Annotated in this window: 20 protein-coding genes and 1 pseudogene; 6 read left to right on the forward strand and 15 right to left on the reverse strand. The window is 45.6% G+C overall.

What is annotated here, in order from left to right; translation table 11 throughout:
- Window positions 1-199: 199 nt before the first annotated feature.
- From IPL83_12445 to IPL83_12475, 7 genes and pseudogenes are all read right to left on the reverse strand, one after another.
- On the reverse strand, window positions 200-367 hold the full coding sequence (locus IPL83_12445; protein ID MBK9039952.1) for a hypothetical protein: 168 nt from the start codon (window positions 365-367) through the stop codon (window positions 200-202).
- Window positions 364-2544: a hypothetical protein gene (locus IPL83_12450; GenBank protein MBK9039953.1), complete on the reverse strand. Its 2181-nt coding sequence runs from the start codon at window positions 2542-2544 to the stop codon at window positions 364-366. Before IPL83_12450 ends, IPL83_12445 begins: the two co-directional genes overlap by 4 nt.
- Window positions 2541-3491: a hypothetical protein gene (locus IPL83_12455; GenBank protein MBK9039954.1), complete on the reverse strand. Its 951-nt coding sequence runs from the start codon at window positions 3489-3491 to the stop codon at window positions 2541-2543. Before IPL83_12455 ends, IPL83_12450 begins: the two co-directional genes overlap by 4 nt.
- 28 nt (window positions 3492-3519) lie before the next feature.
- Window positions 3520-4575, reverse strand: coding sequence for a hypothetical protein (locus IPL83_12460; GenBank protein ID MBK9039955.1), 1056 nt, complete (start codon window positions 4573-4575; stop codon window positions 3520-3522).
- Window positions 4576-5024: 449 nt separating this feature from the next.
- Entirely contained in the window at window positions 5025-6428 is a 1404-nt protein-coding gene (locus IPL83_12465) for a hypothetical protein (GenBank protein ID MBK9039956.1), read from the reverse strand.
- Window positions 6425-7081, reverse strand: a complete 657-nt coding sequence (locus tag IPL83_12470) for a TetR/AcrR family transcriptional regulator (GenBank protein MBK9039957.1) — start codon at window positions 7079-7081, stop codon at window positions 6425-6427. Before IPL83_12470 ends, IPL83_12465 begins: the two co-directional genes overlap by 4 nt.
- Window positions 7082-7093: 12 nt before the next feature.
- Window positions 7094-8294 (reverse strand): annotated as a pseudogene (locus IPL83_12475) (threonine ammonia-lyase).
- Between the two features lie 87 nt (window positions 8295-8381).
- Here IPL83_12475 and IPL83_12480 point away from each other — a divergent pair.
- A complete protein-coding gene (locus IPL83_12480; protein MBK9039958.1) occupies window positions 8382-9119 on the forward strand; it encodes a hypothetical protein in 738 nt (245 codons plus the stop codon).
- Between the two features lie 17 nt (window positions 9120-9136).
- The gene (locus IPL83_12485; protein ID MBK9039959.1) at window positions 9137-9664 is read left to right on the forward strand and encodes a hypothetical protein; all 528 of its coding nucleotides are present in this window, start codon (window positions 9137-9139) and stop codon (window positions 9662-9664) included.
- A gap of 17 nt (window positions 9665-9681) precedes the next feature.
- Here the strand turns inward: IPL83_12485 and IPL83_12490 are convergent, their stop codons facing one another.
- Entirely contained in the window at window positions 9682-9909 is a 228-nt protein-coding gene (locus IPL83_12490; GenBank protein ID MBK9039960.1) for a hypothetical protein, read from the reverse strand.
- Between the two features lie 388 nt (window positions 9910-10297).
- Between IPL83_12490 and IPL83_12495 the strand changes: the two genes are divergently transcribed.
- The gene (locus IPL83_12495; protein MBK9039961.1) at window positions 10298-11176 is read left to right on the forward strand and encodes a hypothetical protein; all 879 of its coding nucleotides are present in this window, start codon (window positions 10298-10300) and stop codon (window positions 11174-11176) included.
- Here IPL83_12495 and IPL83_12500 read toward each other — a convergent pair.
- The 6 genes from IPL83_12500 to tmk form a co-directional block, all read right to left on the reverse strand.
- Window positions 11145-11942 (reverse strand): triose-phosphate isomerase, encoded by a 798-nt coding sequence (locus IPL83_12500; GenBank protein ID MBK9039962.1) that lies wholly within the window; start codon window positions 11940-11942, stop codon window positions 11145-11147. The two genes, IPL83_12495 and IPL83_12500, sit on opposite strands and share 32 nt — an antisense overlap.
- 63 nt (window positions 11943-12005) lie before the next feature.
- The gene (locus tag IPL83_12505) at window positions 12006-13208 is read right to left on the reverse strand and encodes a phosphoglycerate kinase (GenBank protein MBK9039963.1); all 1203 of its coding nucleotides are present in this window, start codon (window positions 13206-13208) and stop codon (window positions 12006-12008) included.
- A gap of 41 nt (window positions 13209-13249) precedes the next feature.
- A complete protein-coding gene (gene gap, locus IPL83_12510; GenBank protein MBK9039964.1) occupies window positions 13250-14254 on the reverse strand; it encodes a type I glyceraldehyde-3-phosphate dehydrogenase in 1005 nt (334 codons plus the stop codon).
- Window positions 14255-14415: 161 nt separating this feature from the next.
- Complete coding sequence (locus IPL83_12515) at window positions 14416-15231, reverse strand: TatD family hydrolase (protein ID MBK9039965.1); 816 nt, start codon at window positions 15229-15231, stop codon at window positions 14416-14418.
- Window positions 15209-16177 carry a DNA polymerase III subunit gene (locus IPL83_12520; protein ID MBK9039966.1) on the reverse strand — a complete coding sequence of 323 codons (969 nt, stop codon included), beginning with the start codon at window positions 16175-16177 and terminating at the stop codon, window positions 15209-15211. The genes IPL83_12515 and IPL83_12520 overlap by 23 nt, the downstream gene beginning before the upstream one ends.
- Window positions 16153-16800 (reverse strand): dTMP kinase, encoded by a 648-nt coding sequence (gene tmk / locus IPL83_12525; GenBank protein MBK9039967.1) that lies wholly within the window; start codon window positions 16798-16800, stop codon window positions 16153-16155. The genes IPL83_12520 and tmk overlap by 25 nt, the downstream gene beginning before the upstream one ends.
- Window positions 16801-16954: 154 nt before the next feature.
- Between tmk and IPL83_12530 the strand changes: the two genes are divergently transcribed.
- From IPL83_12530 to IPL83_12540, 3 genes are all read left to right on the forward strand, one after another.
- Window positions 16955-17914, forward strand: coding sequence for a response regulator (locus IPL83_12530; protein ID MBK9039968.1), 960 nt, complete (start codon window positions 16955-16957; stop codon window positions 17912-17914).
- A 159-nt stretch (window positions 17915-18073) separates the two neighbouring features.
- On the forward strand, window positions 18074-18499 hold the full coding sequence (gene secG, locus IPL83_12535; protein ID MBK9039969.1) for a preprotein translocase subunit SecG: 426 nt from the start codon (window positions 18074-18076) through the stop codon (window positions 18497-18499).
- A gap of 76 nt (window positions 18500-18575) precedes the next feature.
- Entirely contained in the window at window positions 18576-19535 is a 960-nt protein-coding gene (locus IPL83_12540; protein ID MBK9039970.1) for an AgmX/PglI C-terminal domain-containing protein, read from the forward strand.
- Between the two features lie 85 nt (window positions 19536-19620).
- On the opposite strand, the gene IPL83_12545 is transcribed toward IPL83_12540, so the two are convergent.
- Complete coding sequence (locus tag IPL83_12545) at window positions 19621-20703, reverse strand: hypothetical protein (GenBank protein ID MBK9039971.1); 1083 nt, start codon at window positions 20701-20703, stop codon at window positions 19621-19623.
- Window positions 20704-20726: the final 23 nt, after the last annotated feature.

A 20726-nucleotide genomic window follows, 5' to 3' on the forward strand; every position in this document is an offset into this window, starting at 1 on the left:
TGGAATACTTTAATTCTTCCCATTTGGGTCCTTTCTTGGCCCAGATCTTATCACAGATCCTGGACCGATTTGGCCCGGCTAGGTCAGAATCGATAAATGAAATTCAGGCCTGAACAAGATCGCTACTCATCTATTTCATCCGTGAGTATTTTTTTTGCTTGCTCTAACACTTTCTCATAGTCGCTAACAAACGGTTCAGTTAATTCTTTTTCAAGTAAGCACTCCAGATTCCATAGGGCTCTTTTTCATCATTTGTTAAATTCGTAATCCCATTTTTGAAATCATCATGTCGACCAACAAAGTTAGCAATGACAATGGCTTCAGCTAAACTAAGTTCAATTGATATTTTTTTGTCTAACTCGTTCATAAGCTTCCTCTCTCTAATACGTTCTTAAGCTGTTCGGGACTTAGTCGCCATGCGCTAATAAAATTCCCATTAGCATAATCTTTCATAACATTTATTCCGGAGGTAACATCGACATAATGTATGACCTTTTGAGTTTGATGATAAGTTCCCTCAATCACTTTTGTCGTTGCGGCCTTAATATGACTTTCAATTGAATTGGCAAATTTCAACAGTGTTTCTTTGCCACTATTACCTGTGATTCCAAAAACCTCAGCATGCTTAAATTTACTTTGAAGTTGACTTGTCAAAGTAATTATCTCTCTAGAAGGGCCCTCTGCAGCCTTCAAGAGGCTCTCGAATTTACCAACTGCTCCAATTTCATTACCAAGGGTTCTTTTGGTAAATTCAATCAAATCAACAATTTCCACCTTCGAGCTAAATTCTAGTTTCGCCGCAGAAGAAGCAATCACTTCCCCTGTCTTCGCGATTTCGTTGACTACCGAGCCATCGAAGCCTCGAATTTTTGATGCGATCTTTTTGAAGATATTGGAAAAAGAGCCAAAACTCTTTACAGATTTTGAGGCTATCTTTTTGCCAACCACCCCACCAAACATGGGCACGAATGCAGCGACTAAACTTATGCCTCTTTCAACAGGACTCAGTTGATGATCGCCAAAGGGAGTCTTTCCGGTGAATGCCTCATAGAGCGAAGCAGCTGTCCCAACTACGGGAATGAATCCCAAGCCAATATTAAGGACTTCATCTCCAATGGACAGGGTATCGGAGGCAGTTTCCAATTTATCGAGATCCTGACTGTCCATGGATTCTGCAAACAATTCATTGGACACCTTCAGCGAGGCTCTCGCTATCTCCTTAACATTCACGTCCTCAGTGGTTGCTTCCGGATACCCCTTGATTCTTTCATTCAACGACTGGCTCCTGGCCAGAACTTCTCGAGACTTTTGAAGATATTCATCGCTGAACTTTTGAAAGTTAAATTTTGATTTAATTAATTTAAATTGCGAATTGCCAAGCTGAATTTCACTATCAATGTACTCTTTGTTTGCTTTTGATAGACCTCCGTCTCGATACCAGTAATTGTCAGTTTCGCAAACACCGATGGCCTTAACAGCCACTCCAATTTTATCATATAGAATGCGCTTTTGAGGCGTGTCCAGTCCCTTGATGCTACTGACAATGTCCCAGACATACGGATTCAACAACTTCCATTCTTTATAGATCTTTTCCATCTGATCAAGATTTTGATCAGCAGCGGATTTATTATAACTATTAATGAGTGACTCTAGCTTCGTAATGGCTGTGTTAACAAGATGACCGCCTTCAACTGAAGCTTCGCCTGAGCTCTCAGCCCTTGCCTCCCTCTCACTGCTTTCCGGTAAGGTCAAAGCCACGCCAAGATTTTCGAGAGAGGTTCCATAATTATTTAAGCGTCGGTTGATATCCTCTATTGCTCCTGCAGTCGAGGCATAACGGCTCGCCAATGAGGGATCATGTTTTTCGTTGTTTTTTACGACCAGACTTTTATTAGATTTTAGCGTTTCATAGAACTTCAATTCAATCGACAGTTTCCTCAGAAGATCAGTCGATATCTCGTCAAAGTTTGCGGTCGACAGTTGACTCAGTTGGTTCTCAAGGTCTAAAATTCTCTCCCGTGACTTTTCTTCCTCTTCGTCTATTTGTTTATATCTATCAATGGCCTCATACACTTTTCTATCGAATTCGCCCCTTTTTTCTATGAGCAGAGCTACGCGCCTGGCTAATTCTGGGTCTAACTGATTCAAGGATAAATCCATCGAAAATGACCGCTTATCTACTTCATTTCCGGTCCTTCTTGAATCAAAGGAATATATTTCGACTGAATCTAGTACAAATGTATAACGATGGTGAGTCTGCGTATTTGCATCAGAAGTAGGTGTCCGAACTGAGAATGATAGCAAATTAGTTCCGAGCTTTAAGACATTATTTGGTATAGGAATGATATGACTGCAAAGCCTATCTGTGCAGCCAGCCGCAATTGAGGAAGGCAGCCCTATGCCATTCAAACTAACAAAATTAATTCCTTCTCTCATTGGAATACAAGACGTACGAGTTTCAAAATTTTCACATCTCACATAAAGAACAGAAGCATGTGACAGTGAAGAAATAATTACTGAGATTGCAAACAAGAGATATTTCATCTGCGGGTCCCCGTACAAACTGAAGGATTGCTTGTGATTGATTGGCAATCTCGAACCGCTGTGGCAAATAACTCATCAAGAGAATTGTCATCTGGGTTCTTTTGGCGCTGTTTGTCTATATTCTCGATATGCCTGATTATGACTTCCAAAGGAGTCCTCTCTCGCTTATCTCCAACTCTAAAAACCAAATGACTCGCAAATCCAGAAGTGGATTTTATTTTTTCCTGAAGAACTCGATATGGCTGCAGCGCAATCTCATACTTCTTAAGGGCCTCCGAGTATGTTTCTTTAATGTCAGGGACTGAAATTGTGCCCAGTCTGGCATTGTAATAGTTAAAATAATACCTGAAATTGTTTGGAATTGTCAAAACGCGAGATTCTAGCTTTTTAAGCCTTAGCTGAACGGATTCGAACTCCTCGATTGAAAAATATTGCTTTTGCGCCAATTCCTTGAGGCTTTGATTAATCGCTTCAAGATCAATCATCATTTTTTCGATTCTTTTTGATATTTGAGTTTTGATTCGATTGGAATACTCAATCAAAATCACTTCTGCTTTTTGGCTCTGGTAAGCTCTTAAATCGTGATTACTGATCTGCTGTTTCTTATCTGAGTTGTACTTCTCTACAATAATTGCTTCAGCTTGAGATGTTGCTTCTGCCTTGCTTTGTTCTTCGTGTAGCAGAATCTCGTTCATCCTACTGTCATAAATTTCCTTCATCTCCATTTCGCATTTATCTGCCCAGGCAAATTTCCTATTTAAACACTCCTCCATTTGGACAGCATATTCAATTCCATCGCAGTTCGTTTTTCGGTACTGAACGCATCCGTTCGGCCAGGGATTTCTACCTCTCTGCCTCGGTTCTTGAATCTTCGTCCTTGCAAGACAGCTATCGCTCCCAATAAGCAAAAGTAAAGTAGAGTAAACGTAAATCATCTTCAATTTCATAGGGCACTTCCTCTTCTCTTCGACAGCTTTATTGCTTCGGACAAATCTTGGCATCTTGAATCCCGTGAGCGATATGTCTACAGAGGTTGTGAATAACCATGTGCTTTGGACTGCGGCAAGTCTTGTAGCTTTTAACGCCAAACTGAGGATGTTGACATACATTCCCCTGCACGCAGGGACAGCCTCCTATGCATGCCATGGCGTTTCCTGATCGTCTGGCGCACCCACAATATGCGGTGCTAGCCTGTGAATTATATTCTAAAACACCACAATGCTCACTCGCAGCTTCTTCGTAGTTCTCTATCCCACATTTTTCGGTCCTGCGTTCAAAATACAAAAACCCACACTTATGGATTGATTTTATGAGGTTGTTGTTTCTAAGGTCACCATCTGACGGCAAACCGTTGTTATACAAATCAATTGCAGATCGATCAGTTTCAATATGGTTTAGCGACGAAAACGCTGCCATGTCGCTTTGCCTTCCATTGAAAAATGAATTTGAAAGGTCAATAACTTTTATGCTTCTCTTGTTTTCTGATGCATTAAAAATGTCAATTGCATAGCTGATGTGATTGTTTCTTAACGCCGACTCGATGGCCCTGCGTTCGATCTCATGAGGTATTCCTTTATATCTATTCCAATTCTCTTGCCGGGACCGATTACGTGGCATCGGCCAACCGCCCATCAATTCACATTTCATCGCCCTGTCAACGACTATGCCTTTTACTTCCTGATGAGAGGGCAAGCCTATGTCGCTGAACTTTGTTAAAAAATTATACAGCTTTAAGCCATTAATAATGTAGGAGGCAAATTCATAAGTAAGATCTCTTTTAATGTAGTCATCATTATCCACAACTAGAAGGCGATACGATCCGTTGCAGACAAGCTTTTCATTAGAAAAGTTGATCACGTCTGTTTCAATTCCTGAAGCACCAAGAGATGTGTTCCATTGAAAGCTGATCTCAGCCCTGCAACTCTGGGCACTAACAAGGGATATGCCGAAAAGGATAAGAAAAAGAGCAAGACCTCTATTTAGCTGGTGGTACATGCAGACAGGAAATTGTCTGTCATCACGGATTTTCATGTTTAGCCTCCTGAGCTTTAAAATAATATTCATTTAATCAATTCCCAACGCAAGAGATGTCAGAAAAGTTCTGATAATCTACCTGCCGCTTCAATAGCATATTCCTTCCGATTCCTGACACCAGCGTCACGTCTATGCATTGCGATCCAATCGGACTAATATTTTCCAATAGCCAACTGGTTCAGTTTCGCCTTGCAACTTGAACAGTTTCCGTCTTTGCCAATTGTGTGCCAGAAAGAATGGGGTATTTTTGACACTAATTCATCGGTGCAGAGCTGCTTAAGATCGATGTATGATCAATATAGTGATTAGACAGAGGCAAAGTGGGTTAGTCTTTGGGAGAAATGTGGCGCTCGCTCAATCGCGGTGTGCAATTTGGTGTCATTTTGAGCTTGTTGAAAAAATGACAATGGCGCAAAAGCCGCGAGCCCATTGGGTAAGGGGCGAATTCACAGATCCAGGAAGCGAGACCGCCTGAGATGAGTACACGCTTCGGGTTCTTCCATCAAACGGGTCGCAGCCTCAATGAGCGCCGCTCTCAAAGCCAATGCCGAACCGGATGTCGCACCCGATGCCGATGCCGATTGGCCCCGAATTTTAAGAAAATTTTGGTAAAAGCTGTCGAGATCCGTATAAAAATACCAATGTGGACGACCTGAGTAATCAAAAGGCATGTCCATCAATTTTTTAAAACCGAGAGGACGATAAAACCTCCAAGACAGCTCATCTCCGTACGTATAGATTCGTCTGCCTTTGAAAGTCATGTTTGGCATAAAATGACCTTCAAACTGAATCATAAACAGCTGATTTAGAAGGAGCAAAAACACATCTGGACTTGAAGAAGGATCGATATAAAAGTTTCCGTACTCTTCAATCTCTCCCGCACCGGACAATTGCTCGCCAGATCCAACAACATGATTTATCGGCCGAGGAAGAAGGCCGTTGGCAAAATGGGAAGCCAAATCCTCAGAGTGAATCTGCTCCATCATCAAGCGGGGCAGGGGTAAAGTTCTCTTTTCTAGGTCCAATATCCAGGGAGGCACTGGGGCCCCGCCCAATACCATAAGACCCAAGTAGCCAATCCGTCCGTAAATGTTCCCCACTCGATGCCCCGTCTGCGATCTCAAATTTGTGAGATGGTGCATGTAATGCTGTTCATCTTCAGCCGAAAAATAATTTTTGATGACCGTGGGCCCATGAAATCCCAACTGCTCCTCCCCCTGTTTAATGGATCCGTAGGGAGCACTGATGATCCGGAGAGTCCCCCTGGTTTGACCAGAGTCATCCAAGACTTCGATATAGGTGGAGTTCTGCATGTATTCGCGGGCCAGTTGCTGCAGACGACTCACGTCCCAGTTTCTTCTCTCAGCCATGGCTCCCGTGGCCACTCCGACCAATCGCTCAATAATTTTGAGATGGCCCGCATGACCCGCAACGACCGCTTGGTGAGCACTCTGATAGATTTTTTTGTATGGTGGTGATGAGGGAGAAGCGAGTACTGTTTCAGGCCTTCTGACAATGGTCTTCAAACCACCCTTTTCGTAATCATATCGAAAAACGACACGAAAATACTTGTTCCCGATATTTGTTTCAGGACTGGCACCTGTCCAATTCTGGTTTATTAAATCCTCGCGATCGAGAGGACCGGCAATCACGTTTTCAATCTGAACAAGAGGATTCTTCATGAGGGATTTGACACAGGGATTGACCGGGCTAAAACGAGGAAAATATCCCTTCTCGGATCTGAGCTTTATCTCGGAGGCCCCGACTGCAAATTGAAGTACAAGCGACATCAATACAAAAAAGCTCGCTTGAATCAGTTTAATTGCAAAAACCCTTGTACAACTGCTCATCGGCTTTCGCTGGCGCTCTCAATGTAGGATATCACTTGCCGATAAATCTGTTTCTTAATGAGTCCGGGACCTGATAACCAATCTGTCGTGAGATTCTCCACGACTCCACCCAAAATAATTGACTGAACGCCCCTTGCCACATTGTAACGAAGTCTGGGGGTCAACTCACTGAGGCACTCCTTACCCTGGAGTATCCGATCAATTCGTTTTGCACCCACCTTGCGAATCTCAGTATAGAGTTTACGATACTTTTCGTCTTGGGCGCAAACGTGAGTGAAAAGCAAAATCACCAATGCCCATCCGCGCTCACGCGCAATCCCCTCGACCGTCGCGTCGATCACTCCTTTTATCTGAGCATCGGCAGTGCTTGCCTCGGTTATTTTCTCGATGACTAACTGTTGGAGTTCACGATAAATGCCGTGCACGACCAGGTACAAAATTTCGCGCTTATCTGGAAAATAGTGTGCGATGTGGGATCGAGCCAAACCGGCCTTGAGACCAATCGTATTGTAGTTAAAGTGCTCATAACCACCCTCTACCAAACACTCCACTGCAGCCCTGATGATTTCAACTTTCCGAACTTCACCTTTGGTTATCCGAAGGGGCAACATTTTTCGATAAAGCGGATCAATCTCCTCAGTTGCCGCCTTCACATGCCACCAGTTCTAAAGAACTCTCGCCCCCTGAGCCCGGAGAATCCTCTTGATCTCTTCGACATGTTCGGAGCTTCTGGTTTCAAGCAAAAATTCGATACTTGTTTCACTGATATCAAGCCCCATTCCCAGGCGATCGTGGTAGACCTCTAAGACGTTGGCCCTTTGATCAGCCAATACACCTGTGATCTTGTGTAAATTGCCAGGAACATCGTTCACGACAACCTGAAGTCGTGCCAATCTTCCGCGACGACTCATACCTCGTTCAATGATATTCGCCAAGGCATTTAGATCGACATTCCCCCGACAGAATAAAGACGGACTTCTTTCCCAAATCCAAGGTCTTTTTTAATGCCGCAGCCAAGGGCATGGCTCCGGCCCCCTCAACAAGGGTCTTGGACCGCTCCAACAAAAAAACCATAGCTTCGGAAATCTCATCGTCTTTGATTCGAATCACTTCGTCGACAAGCCGGGAAATGTAATCCTGATACATCAATTTACTGGGGGCTTTGACTGCTGTTCCATCAGCGATTGTCGGTCGATTGGGAGCTTTCGTCTCTGGTTCGCCTTTAAACAAATGATACATTCCAGGTGTATTGTCACTCACCACACCGTAAATCTTGCACTCCGGACGCAGCATTTTAACCGCTGTTGCAATTCCAGAAATCAAGCCGCCTCCACCAATAGGCACCACGATTGAATCGACATCAGGAAGATCCTCAAGAATTTCCAATCCGATTGTGCCCTGCCCTGCAATCACTTTGGGGTCCTCGTAGGGGTGCACAAACACATAGCCCATTTGCTGCTCAAGTTCTCTGGCCCGAGCATAGGCCTCGTCGAAAAATTCGCCATATAAAATAACCTCAGCTCCGTAGCTTTGGGTCGCCATGACCTTCACAAGAGGAGAATTCACTGGCATCACCACATGCGCCTTCACCCCTGTGTAACTGGCGGAGAGCGCCACACCCTGAGCATGGTTTCCCGCACTGCATGCCACGATTCCTCTCGCCTTTTCAGACTCCGTGAGACTTGATACTTTATTAAAAGCTCCCCGGATCTTAAAGGAACCCGTCATTTGCTGGTTTTCATATTTCAAATAAATATCCGTGCCCAACCACCTCGAACAGCTTCGAGAATGAAGAAGCTGAGTTTTGCTCATTTTGGGCCTGATCACTTGAGCCGCTTGTTCTATGTCTTTCAAATTTATTGGCATACTCCATTTGATAGCTAATTCTGGGCGTTCGTCAAGATCAACAACTCGACCTCTTGGAACAGCTGATCTTATCCGATAGGAACTTTGATGAATCTTCTCTTTCATGCTTTAGGCATTCTTCTTGTTTTCCTACTTCACGCTGATACGCTGTCAGAGTCAGCTAGTACCAAGGACCCGTGTAAGCTCCATCGCGGGAGCTGCGCAGATCAGGCAAAGGACATCAAGGCTATCTCCGAAAAAGCCGCCGAAAAAAATCAACCTGAAGAGATTCTTGATCCTCAGATTGTTCCTTCTCTGAAGGAGTGGTCTGAACTGGAACTTGTAGAGAGAGGCAAAGCCCTCATTAAAGGGTACCAAGAACTGACAAGAGTCCATGGACTGTCATACAGCCCTCAAGTTCTTACATGCAAGGCATACAACGAATCCACGTTTGATCTAAGAGCTAAGGCCTCAAGCTCGTCTGCATCGGGTCTTGCCCAGACAACGAAGAGCACCTGCAGAGATCTCTTCACCCGAGGAGACTGGTTTTCTTCTAAAGTCGCTGGATTTGAACAGATTAAGAATGGGGCCACCTATTACGCGAAAATGAAATCTTTTCCTCTTGCTCAAATGGAGATTGGCCTGGCCATCCTCCATCAGAAATTCGAAGAAAGTAATCCCAAAAATCTTAAAACTGCGCTAAAGAGATACAGAGGGGACGACGATCCGACTATTAACGAGACTTACGCAAAGCGAATTTTAAACTGTGAAAAATGTTTAATAGGATCCTCTGCTGTCACTATAGAATGCCTCAATAAAGCCAAGCCTCCCCAAGAGTCGAAATAGAGAAGGGAAGAATTAACATGCTCAAGACGGTGCAACTCACCAGGAACAATCCTTCAAGCTCTTGCGAAACAGCGAAGGTTATGATGGTATTTGTGATTCATCTCCTTTTCTTTGTCTGCTCACTCCCTACCTTGGCCGAGCCGCCTTGGACCATGAAATCTCAGTTGGAAACGATTCCTTCTTCGAGCGTCAAGCGATTCAGTCTTAGCTTTAGCCAAGGAGACAAATCACTGCCACCCTACGCGCCAGAGTCTCCCCCATTTGGTTTGGTTTCTGAAAAGGAGATCCTTATTGGCGATAGACTTTATTTTTTAACGGGATGGGCCCATGGTGCTCATACGGTTTTATTCCGAGTTTTTGATCCAACAAGTCAAAGCTCGCTGCCCATCTGTGAAAAAATCTCAGAAGCAGAAGAGTCTGACCTCAGATTAGAAAAAAACAATTTGGAAATTCGGATCATCAACTCTGACGACAAGCTTTCTGAAGAATGGATCAGTTGTAAAGAGCAGAAGAAAAACAAGCAAAAGCCAAGTCCAAAGAAATAATAGAATCTGAGCGCTGACTAAAACCCTTCCCAGTAGACCGTCAAACCCTGTATGGGCAGGCACTCACCGGCCAGCTGCCTAGGTCGCAGCCCACAGTCCTGAGGAGTCACGACAAGGCGATCATCGAAATAAAAGAACTGACAGAGATGCTTCCCACAATGAGAACAGCACTCCACCCTTCTCTCTTGCATTTGATTGAGGTTTCCACAGACATGACAACGGCGAAAATGAGTTGGCTTTTGCATTAACTTTGGCTCCTTCTAGGAACTTCTCGTTCAGTTAATACTGAGCCCACGGTTTTCTTCTAGAGACCATCCATCGGCAAGAGCCCAATCCCACCGATTTCCTCTCTGATGAGAGGCCGAGGTTCGCCAGAGGTAAACTCCTCAGTGTCACTTTTGCTTTCACACAGGTGACACCAAAAGGCTAACAAATGGTCCCTATCTCTCGCAAGACAAAATTATTTAAATATTTGATTTCATTAATGAAACATGTAAAACAACTTGACGCATCATCAAACAATCCCAAGAATGTCAGAGGCTTTGCCAGCCTTGTCATATTGTCCCACAAAGTGAGGGATTCATTTGCGGATTGGGCTTTATCCATTATAGGCCAGAAGGCATCATTGTATGGATGTCTCACAATCCTTCGTTCGCACTCGTTTTAGTTTTTCTTCTCATTTTACTTCCGGCTCAACAGAGCTTGGCGATGATCACTTGCCCACCCGATTTGACCTTAAAAGAAAATACCTTGGACAAAAATGAGCGAGAAAAGTGGTGCCAATCGAACAAAGGAGAGCGGCTGGGTTCTTACATTCGCTACTTCGCCGATGGGAAGACCGCCACCGAGGGCTCTTATTTGCTTAATAAAAAAGACGGCCGTTGGCGTTCCTATTTTTCAAATGGACATTTAAAGGAAGAAAATCATTGGCGGAACGGGCGGCTCAATGGCAGTTATCAAACATTTTTTGAAAATCGCCAAATTGAAGAGGAAGGCCGTTATCAGCGAAACTGGAAAACAGGCCTTTGGAAACACTATCTCTCAGACGGAACTTTAAAATCCTCCATTGATTATGGTGCGAGTCACTTTCAGATCTACGGACACTACTATGGCGTGAGCGGAAACTCTGACATCAGCCATTTTACAGCGCTTGACATGACCGCACGCTGGCCGGCCGTACTCGTCGATCGAATGCTGATTGAGACAGGACTCGTCATCGGTTGGGTGGGAGGAAAAAATGATGAATACGTGGTGACGCTCGCACCAGAACTCCGATTTTTGTGGTGTCTAGGTCCTTGGTTTCGATTTGGCCCTCTGGTTGGGTATGAAAAGTGGCCTCGCCTGACTTCCAAGGCAAGTTTTGGCGGCCGACTTTCCTTTATCTTGGAAGGCACTCAAGCGACTGAACTCCATCGTCCTCGTCGCTCATTTACGGAACTTGTTTTTACTGCCAAAGTGCTTTCGTCTGAATACCAGGTTCTTATGGCAGGACTTGATCTCTGGGGATTTTAATTTTCGACTGAATCGAACGGGCATTGAGGTAAATTTCAACAAAACTTTCCAGCGCAAGACTTGCTCCGCCGACCAAAAACCCGTCGACGTCTTGTTGAGCACCAATTGTCTGCGAATTATCTGGCTTGACGCTCCCACCATAAAGAATAGGGATTGTTCGAGCGTGTCTCTCGCCCACCATCGCATTGAGCGCTTTCCTCAGAACCGAATGAGCTTCGCCGGCCTGCTCAGGGCTTGCGACCTTTCCGGTTCCAATCGCCCAGACAGGTTCATAAGCCAGCCAAACCGGTTTTTCCCAGTCTACATCATGAAGTCCTTGCTCCAATTGCTCAACAATAACTCGATTTGTCTCATTCGCCTCACGCTGAGAAAGAGACTCGCCAACACACAGGAGTGGAATCAATCCTTGTCTTTGCACGGCGGACACCTTCTTCGCACATTGCTCATTGGTTTCGCCAAAAAGGCTGCGCCTTTCGCTGTGTCCAACCAGACAATGGGAGGCTCCAATTTCTTTCAGAACAAGTGGTGAATTCTCGCCGGTAAAAGCTCCTTGCGATTCAAAATAGCAATTTTGGGCGCCCCATCCCACCGCCGTGTCAGCAAGGATTTCCCGAGCCACCAATAGATCTATTGCTGGCAAAAAAATAAGAAAGTCTGGATGAAACTCAACATCAACATATCTTCGAAAATCGCGAAGAAAGGTCTCAGCCTCAGACGGAGATTTATACATCTTCCAATTGCCTGCACAAATAATTCTCTTGGCCATTACTGTAACCCCCTTTTCATGGATATGGATATGGGTAAGGATATGGACAGGGAACGAAAAGAATTAGGCCCTCACGGCTTCGATCCCGGGGAGCTTATCTCCCTGGAGATACTCGAGGCTGGCTCCTCCTCCTGTCGAAATGTGACTCATCTTATCGGCTAATCCCGAAGCCTTTGCCGCTGCAGCTGAGTCTCCCCCGCCCACAATCGTCACCGCATCAGAATTGTCAGCCATCACTTGGGCCACGGCAAAAGTTCCCTTCGCCAGAGATGGCTTTTCAAAAACTCCCATTGGTCCATTCCAAAAAATCGTCTTTGCTCGCTTTAATTCTTCACGGTAAATAGCTTGAGTTCTGGGACCAATGTCGACTCCCATCCAGCCGTCTGGAATAACCACTGTTGGAGTGACCTTGGCCTCGTCAACTTTGTCGAAGGCTGGAACAATCACATGATCAACAGGTAACAACAACCTCTTGTTGCGCGCTTTTACCCTTTCGAGCAATTCAGCTGCAAATTTCAATTTGTCCTTCTCAACAAGAGAAGTCCCCACCGCCACTCCCTGGGCTGCAAGAAAAGTGTAGGCCATCGCTCCACCCACAACGAAAGTATCCACCCGATCAATCAGATTTTCAATCACACCAATTTTATCGCTGACTTTTGCTCCACCAAGAACTGTAACAAATGGAGCTTCATGATTAAAAAGAACTTTATCGAGATATTCGATCTCCTTTTTCATCAAAAACCCAATGCCCCTTTCCTTAACCTCCTTGGCAAGTGCCACGATGCTCGTATGAGCTCGATGACTGGATCCAAAGGCATCATTGATGTAAACATCTGTATAACTTGCTATCGCGAGCGCGAGATCCCTGCCATTCTTTTCTTCGTCTGGGTCAAAACGCAGATTCTCAAGAAGGAGAACTTGGCCGTCCTTCCAGCCCTTTAAAATTGCTTTTGGAGCATCGCTTCGAGTGTCGTCAATAAGAACCACATCCAGTCCGAGAAGATGACTCAAGTGAACCCCCACTGGCTCCATCGAATACTTCTTGTCCGTCGGACTCTTTGGTCGCCCAAGATGAGAGGCCAGGATCAACCGAGCTCCCTTGTCGAGAGCGTACCGAATCGTTGGAAGCGCCGCCTGAATGCGGTTATCATCGGTTATCTTTCCGTTTTCCATGGGCACGTTAAAATCAACTCTCAAAAAAACGGCCTTTCCTTTGAGTTCTAATTCCTCGATTGACCGGATACCTTTTAAGGTCTTGGACGACATTCTACTCTCCTCATCAAATATATTTTCTCAGGCCGTCGCAATCAAAGTCCCCGCTCAGCCATATAAAGAGCCATATCCACCATCCGATGAGAAAAGCCCATTTCATTGTCGTACCATGAAAATACCTTGGCAAAATTTTTGCCCATCACCATAGTGCTCGGGATATCTACAATCGAACTCGCCGAGTCTCCAATGAAATCACAACTCACCAGCTCATCTTCTTCACAACGAAGTATTCCCTTAAGTGGTCCGCTGGCTGCAGCCTTTAAAGCCGAGTTGATGAGCTCAACGCTCAGCTCTTTTCTCGTTTCAATGACAAAATCCACCAGACTTGCATCTGGAGTCGGAACCCGAATGGCCAATCCATCAATCTTACCCTTAAGTTCAGGGAGAACCTCGCCGACCGCTTTGGCCGCACCCGTCGTCGTAGGAATCATCGATACCGCCGCAGAACGAGCTCGTCTTAAATCTTTATGGAATGCATCTAAAACCATTTGATCGTTTGTATAGGAGTGAATCGTCGTCATAAAGCCACGTTCAATCCCAAAATTGTCATTCAAGGCCTTTGCCAGCGGCGCCAAGCAATTCGTTGTACACGAAGCATTGCTCAAAACTCTGTGCTTTTTGGGATCGTAAGACTCATGGTTAATTCCATAAACAATTGTTAGGTCAACCCCGTCAGCCGGAGCTGAAACCATAACCCGTTTTGCTCCGGCATCGATATGCTTAAGGAAATCTTCCTTTTTCTTGAACGCACCGGTACATTCAAGGACCAAATCCACTCCCCAGTCTTTCCAAGGAATTTTTGCTGGGTCTTTCTCTGCACAAAGTGGAATTTTCTTTCCTCTCACTTTGATGTCGTTTTCGCCTGCTTCCACAGAATGACCGTAACGACCATGAGTGCTGTCATACTTAAGCAAATGTGCCGCTTGTTTTGCGTCTCCTAGATTATTGATTCCCACAATATCGAACCGGTCGAAACCAGCTCTAAAAAGAATCCGTCCAATCCGTCCAAAACCGTTGATACCCACGCGCAATCGACTCACAGGAACTCCTTTGTTTAATACGACTCATGCCCTAGAGATTGTCGTCTTCTATTACAAGCCAACCAAAAATCCAAGTGCTACACAAAAAACGCGGTGTGCAACTGTGACCCATGAAAAGATGTGAGGCAGCTCCCAACTCAATTTTGGACTCCCAACCGTGTTTAGGATTCCCACCTGAGTTTTGGAAATAATCGCAAAGCATTGCGACAGGTCTGTTCAGACAGGGTTGTCATCGAAATCCCTTTGAGTTCGGCAACCACTCGAGCCGTGTGGACAACAAAGGCAGGTTCGTTTTTCTTTCCGCGCTCGGGAACTGGCGCCAAATAAGGACAATCTGTCTCCACGTGCAAGCGGTCAAGAGGAACCATCTGACAAACTTCGCGCAATGCCCCTGCGCTCTTAAAGGTGACGACCCCACTAAAACTAATATCCAAACCGAGACGAAGACTTTCTTCAGCCAACCATAGACTTCCCGTAAAACAATGAACAAGCCCGCGAATTTTCGCCCCAAACTCTTTTAAGATCTCGATTGTGTCCTCTTCGGCATCGCGAGTATGGATCTCCACCGGCAGGTTTGTTTCGAGAGCCATCTGCAACTGGGATCGAAAGACCTCACGTTGAATCTCACGCGGAGAATGCTCATAATAGTAGTCGAGACCTATCTCACCAACAGCTAAAACTTTGTCCTGCTGAAGGTGAGATCGCATCGTCTGTCCAACCTTCTCGTTGTAAAGACTTGCCTCATGGGGATGAACTCCTAAGGTGCAATAGACCTCGGGACCCAAAGTATTTGCCAAAGCCAGGACCACCTCGTGGTCCTCAGGTGTCGTCCCGATCGTAATGACCCTTTCCACCCCGACCGAGCGCCCATGGGACAGGGCTTCCTGCGGGCTCATTTCTAAAAAATTGAGATGGCTATGAACATCGATCCAGCGTTCAGTGACTTCCAATGTTTTACTCACTTTCTTTTGTCGCATTCATGGCTTCATTGGCGCGAAGGAAAAAGGCATCCCAAGTCAAATGACGATCCCAATTTCTCTGAATGCCCTCTTCGATTTCCAATAACTCACCATGGAGCCAATGCAGAATCCTTGGATCCAGTCGTGACATTTTGTCAATCTCTGGCAAAGAATCTGAATGAATGAAAGGAACTAATCCCTCCCTTTTAAAGAGGGCATCTCGAATCAATTGGCGAGCCCACTGACTGCTTCTAAGACCCTCATCTTGATCCTTTCCAATTTCCATCATCTCACGTGCCATTTCGAAGGGAGCCTTTTCGCCCAATTGTGACCACAACTGAAGAGTGGCCTGGCGCTGTGTGATGACCTCTGGTTCACGTAGCTGGTTGAGTACATCGAGACGACCCATACAGGACGCCTTCATCCAATCCTCAATGCCAGGAATCTGTCCCAATTCCGCGCGCGACAAAGGGGCCAGTCGCACAATCTGAGACCGTGACCGAATGGTGGACAAAACACTGTAGGCACTCACTGCTGTCAGTACAAAATAGGTGCCGTCTTGAGGCTCTTCGAGAGCTTTTAGTAAGGCGTTTGCTGCTTGCACATTGAGGCGGTGAGCCTCTTCAATAATAATAACTCTAGATCGACCCCAGGCCCGCAAGTTCAAGAAGCGAAGAATTTCATGCGATTGCTCAATCTTTATTTGTGTTCCACTCGGAGAGATATGAAGCAAGGCCTCTGATTCTCCCTTTTCTATTCGTCTGCAGGAAGGACACTCTCCACAACCCCGCCGATCCACTTCGCAAACAAGCGCCTGAGCCATTGACCTTGCAAATAGCTTCTTTCCGATACCAGCTGGCCCCACCAATAACAGTGTTGGTGACAGTCGACCCATTTCAACAGCGGAGAGCAAACGATCTTGAGCTGTCTGATGGCCCACTAACTGGCTGAAAAGTCGAGCCATCCCTTTTTCTCCAAGTTTAGAATCAATTGGGCCAACAAAATTTCGGACGTGCTACGACCATCGAGGACCAACCATCTTTTGGGTTCCGTCTTAGACTGATCCAAATAATTGTTCCTCACCCTCTGGTGAAACAACTGCGCTTCCCTTTCAAACCGATCCTTCGTTTGACCACTTTCTTGCTCGCGCTTGGATGTCCTTTCGAGAGAGTTTTCAACTGGAATATCGAGTAAGACAACCAGATCTGCACAGACCCCGTCACTCGCATAATGATTAAGCCACTTCACCGCGGCCTCATTCATGCTCCGTCCCCCGACCTGAAAGGCCATTGTGCTTTCAGTAAAACGGTCGCACAGGACCCACACCCCTTGAGCCAACTGGGGACGAATGACCCGATCCACATGTTGGGCCCGCGCAGCCTCATACAGGAGAAGCTCCGCCCGAGGAACCGGAGTATCCCCCTCGACTCGCAACAACTGTGACCGAATCTCTTCGCCCAGAGGTGTCCCTCCCGGCTCACGAGTCACCACTGAAAGCAGGCCCAAGGTCTGCAGGTGACTCTCTAGACCACGAATAAGAGTTGATTTCCCGGCTCCATCCAAGCCTTCAAAGACTACAAACGCCATATTTCCTTCTCTCCGCTCGAACTTCAAAAGTCACCTACAATAAAGACATTATCCCGCTCTTTGATCTTGCCGCTATGCAATAAAATCGGCTGATAATGTATTTGATCCATCTTCCCCTTACCCACCAGTTCAACGTGACCGATATGGGATACATATGGCTACCTCGAAAAAGATCAAAATTCTGATCGCCGATGATGATCGGCAACTGAGCCGAAGACTTGGCGATTTCCTTTCGGAATGCAATTTCGAGATACACAAGGTCGAAAAGGGAACTGATGTCCTGTATGAGATCAATACCTGGAAACCTCGCATGGTGTTAATTGACCTCATGCTTCCAGAGGGAAACGCCTACGAAATTCTGGAAAAGATCAGGGGAGAATCCAAAGTCCGCGGGTCTTCTCTCCCTCAGATCATCGTTATGTCGGGGCACAACATAAAAAGTAATGTGGAGAAATCGCTTCAACTTGGGGCCAGCGATTACATCATCAAACCCTTTCTGTACGAAGATGTTCTACATCGGTTGATTTTTCATCTGCGCAAAACTCGTATAATCCAGGACCTCAATCCCAATAAAGATAAATCCGTCGAAGAAGGAACTCTCCTGCTCTATCTGACAGACCTGGTCTTGAGAACCGCCAATGCAGCCGATCCCTTGGCCGAAAAACTCTTCAATTTGACCCGAATGGCTGCGATGAAACTGGATGGAGTTCGTTGCTCTATTATCAAGGTTCACAATCATAAGGACGGCGAGGTCATCGCTTCCCATGATTCCAGAGATGCAACCGGAATTAAGTTGGATCTCAACAAGTATCCAGAAATTATCCACGTCTGGCAGACAGGTACTCTCCTAGCGATCGAAAACATTGATATGAGCTCGGAACTCAAAGCCATCAGAGAAAGCCTTAAATCCGTCAACTTTAGCTCCCTCGTCGTCTGCCCCTTGTATCAAAACCAGAAAATCTATGGAGCCCTTTCACTCCGGTTGCCCGCCGAAAAAAAGAGTCTCTCTGACAACGAAATTCGATTTGTAGAAATCATCGGACACAGCCTCAGCCTCGTTCTAAGTGCCTATAATTCCAATAAAAAGGAGGATCTGGAATCTGTTGCCGTGTGAGTTTTCAAAAAAAGAGGGCATTGGACTCCACCCCCCCCCTCTGACATAAACTGATAGATAGCTAGAATATGCAGGAACAATCCAATAAAAATTCATAAAATTTAGATGACGATCAAAATGGCCTCCCCTATACTCCGGGGCTTTGGAGGCGCTTCTTTTATGTTAGCATTCATCACCGTCGTTCACTTATTTATTGCTTTGGTACTCATCATCTTTGTTCTTCTTCAAGACTCCAAGGGTGGCGCCGCAGGGGTTTTTGGCGGTGGAAGTGGATCCAATAGTCTATTTGGGTCAACAGGTGGAGCTGACTTTCTAACCAAAATGACCCGTTATACGGCCATTATGTTTGCGGTAACTTGCCTGGGCCTGGCCTATCTGACTTCCAAACCCCAAAAAAGTTTGATGGATAAATACGTCCCTCCACCGGCTTCTCAAACAGCTCCTTCCAATCCAGAACTTCCGGCAGCGGTTGCAACGCCGCCACCTGCTGATCAATCCAAAAGCCAGGACACAGCTAAGCCGGCCACTGATACTTCGAAAGTTCAGCCCACTCCTACCGATAAAGCTGACAAAGGCGATAAATAGTATTTTTTGGATTCCGCAGGACAGAACACAAAACTTTGATGATTGAAGACTTCTCGGACAGTGCTATGCTTCGATCATGCTTCGTCATCCTGCCAGCTTTATTTTTGCGTGTTGCCTGACTATCGGACTCTCTGTTGTTTCGTTCACTCCTGATTTTAGCCAATTTATGGCGCGATATTTTCATCCAGAAAAGCAGAGCAAATTAGGCACTGAGATAGCCAAATACACCGTGTCTGAAGGAGACCGAGTTTGGCGCCGATTTCACGGAAGACCTCGCAACACTCGTTTATTAAAATCAGGATCGATTCACCACCAGGATCAGCTCTTGGTCGATAAAAAGTCATCTCTTTCCCTGAGCTTTCCAAATGGAACAGAACTTCGGCTATTGGAAAGTACGAAGGCAATCATTGAGCTTTGGAATCCAAACGACACGAATTCTCCTATTTATCTAACCATTTTATTTGGTGATTTCGAACTCCTTCGTGACGGGGCAAAAGGAAAACTCTTTATCGTCAAAGACCGCCAACTTTTCTCCCCTTCCTTTCGTCCAAAAAAGAAAGGTTTCGAACTCACCTTTAAAAGTTCTGAGATCGGAATCGCACGACGTGAGCTAAATCCTAATCCGGAGGAAGAATCGAAGGCTGAAAATCCAAATGACGATATTGAAGGTGAAGAAGCGGCACCTCAACCAGCGGCAGCTGCTCCAACAAAAGAAGCCCTTCCATCGTCGACGGTGGCAAACTTTATTCCGGAAACTCTCACAAATTCCTATATCGAAGATACGATCGTGACCCAAAAGAGCCAATTCCAGAAATGCCAGGCCAATTCTATTCGGGAAACAGGTCCCGTAAATGGTCAGGTGGTGATCAGTTTTACCATCGATCCGCGTGGAAAAATTGAGGAGGCAAAGGTACTACAGACAACAATTGAAAATCAGCAACTCCTCAACTGCTTATTAAGTGTTTTTAGAAACACTCCTTTTCAAGCATTCAAAGGCCAACCCATCACTCGATCTTTTCCTCTGACTTTTGAATGATCAATTTTCTCTGAAACAGAACAGGGAGAGAAAAATTCAAAGAGAAGTAAAAATAAAATCTAAATAATTTGTACCAAGATGAAGGTCAGCGATAGTCATGAAGATAGTCGATTCTATCAGGAACCCAAGGTTCATAACTGCCTTCCAATGCAATGACCGTATCTCCTACCCGCTCCGTTACTGATTTCGGAGCGATGGAGGGAGTCCACTTCTTGTGAATAAGACCATAGCTCTGGAGAACCGATAAGAGATCAGCGAGGGATTCCGCACCGATCCGTTGACGTCGAACCAAATCATCCAGATACCGTGCAAGCTCTTCGTGGGTATAGCCGAAATTGGTCACGAGGTCTTGAGCCACGGTTACGACCAGTTCTCCCGAAAGGCGTCGATCTTGAAACAAGTCTACGGCCGTTTGAAAACTGCTGTAGGTCGGCAGCGTTCGCCTTCCAAATTTCAGATAATAATCAGCGTCTGTGTCTTCAGCCAGATTGATGTAAACCTTCTCGACGGGATCCCCCTGTGCAATCCGTTGCTGCAGATCGACAATTGAATCCATTTGCTCTCCCACGACGGACAAGGACTTGAGGGTCTCTCTCAATTGATCTCCTTCCATTCGACGAGAACAGATGTCAGAAAACAAAGCATAGACAACAGCATCGGACTCACTGTCATCTCCCCACATGATAAAACGCACATCCGTCTTAAATCGAAGACGAAGTAAAAGAAGAGCTTGAATCTTATAACCGACCTGTTGAGTGAGACGCCACCAGCGGCGCGGATGAAGATTCTTCAGATTATCTTTAAAATAAATACCAAAAGGATAGACTCCATCAAAAACCATCTTCTCATAAATTTTGCGTTCCAATTGAGGAGGCGAAGCCGTAATGAAGTAGATGGCAAATTCCCGCTTTGATTTTTCAATGGCCTCTTCAGAATGTTTTTTCAAGGCACGACCAAGTGCTCCCGTCCCAGGAATATTCTTCTTTTGAAAAGCCTTCTCCATCGCTGTCTGCCAACTGCCACCCAAGGTCTCGAAGCGGGTATCCAAATAGGTCTTATCTAGATCCCAAACATAAACCTCTTCGGCACGTTTCTCCGCCTCGCGAGCCGCGTAGGGGAAAAAAACAACATCTGCAGATATTTCAGCGCGAGTTCTCCAGTCCGCCATAGCCAATAGGTATACCATTGAGA

The sequence above is a fragment of the Bdellovibrionales bacterium genome (assembly GCA_016716765.1).
In the GTDB taxonomy this organism is placed as follows: domain Bacteria; phylum Bdellovibrionota; class Bdellovibrionia; order Bdellovibrionales; family UBA1609; genus JADJVA01.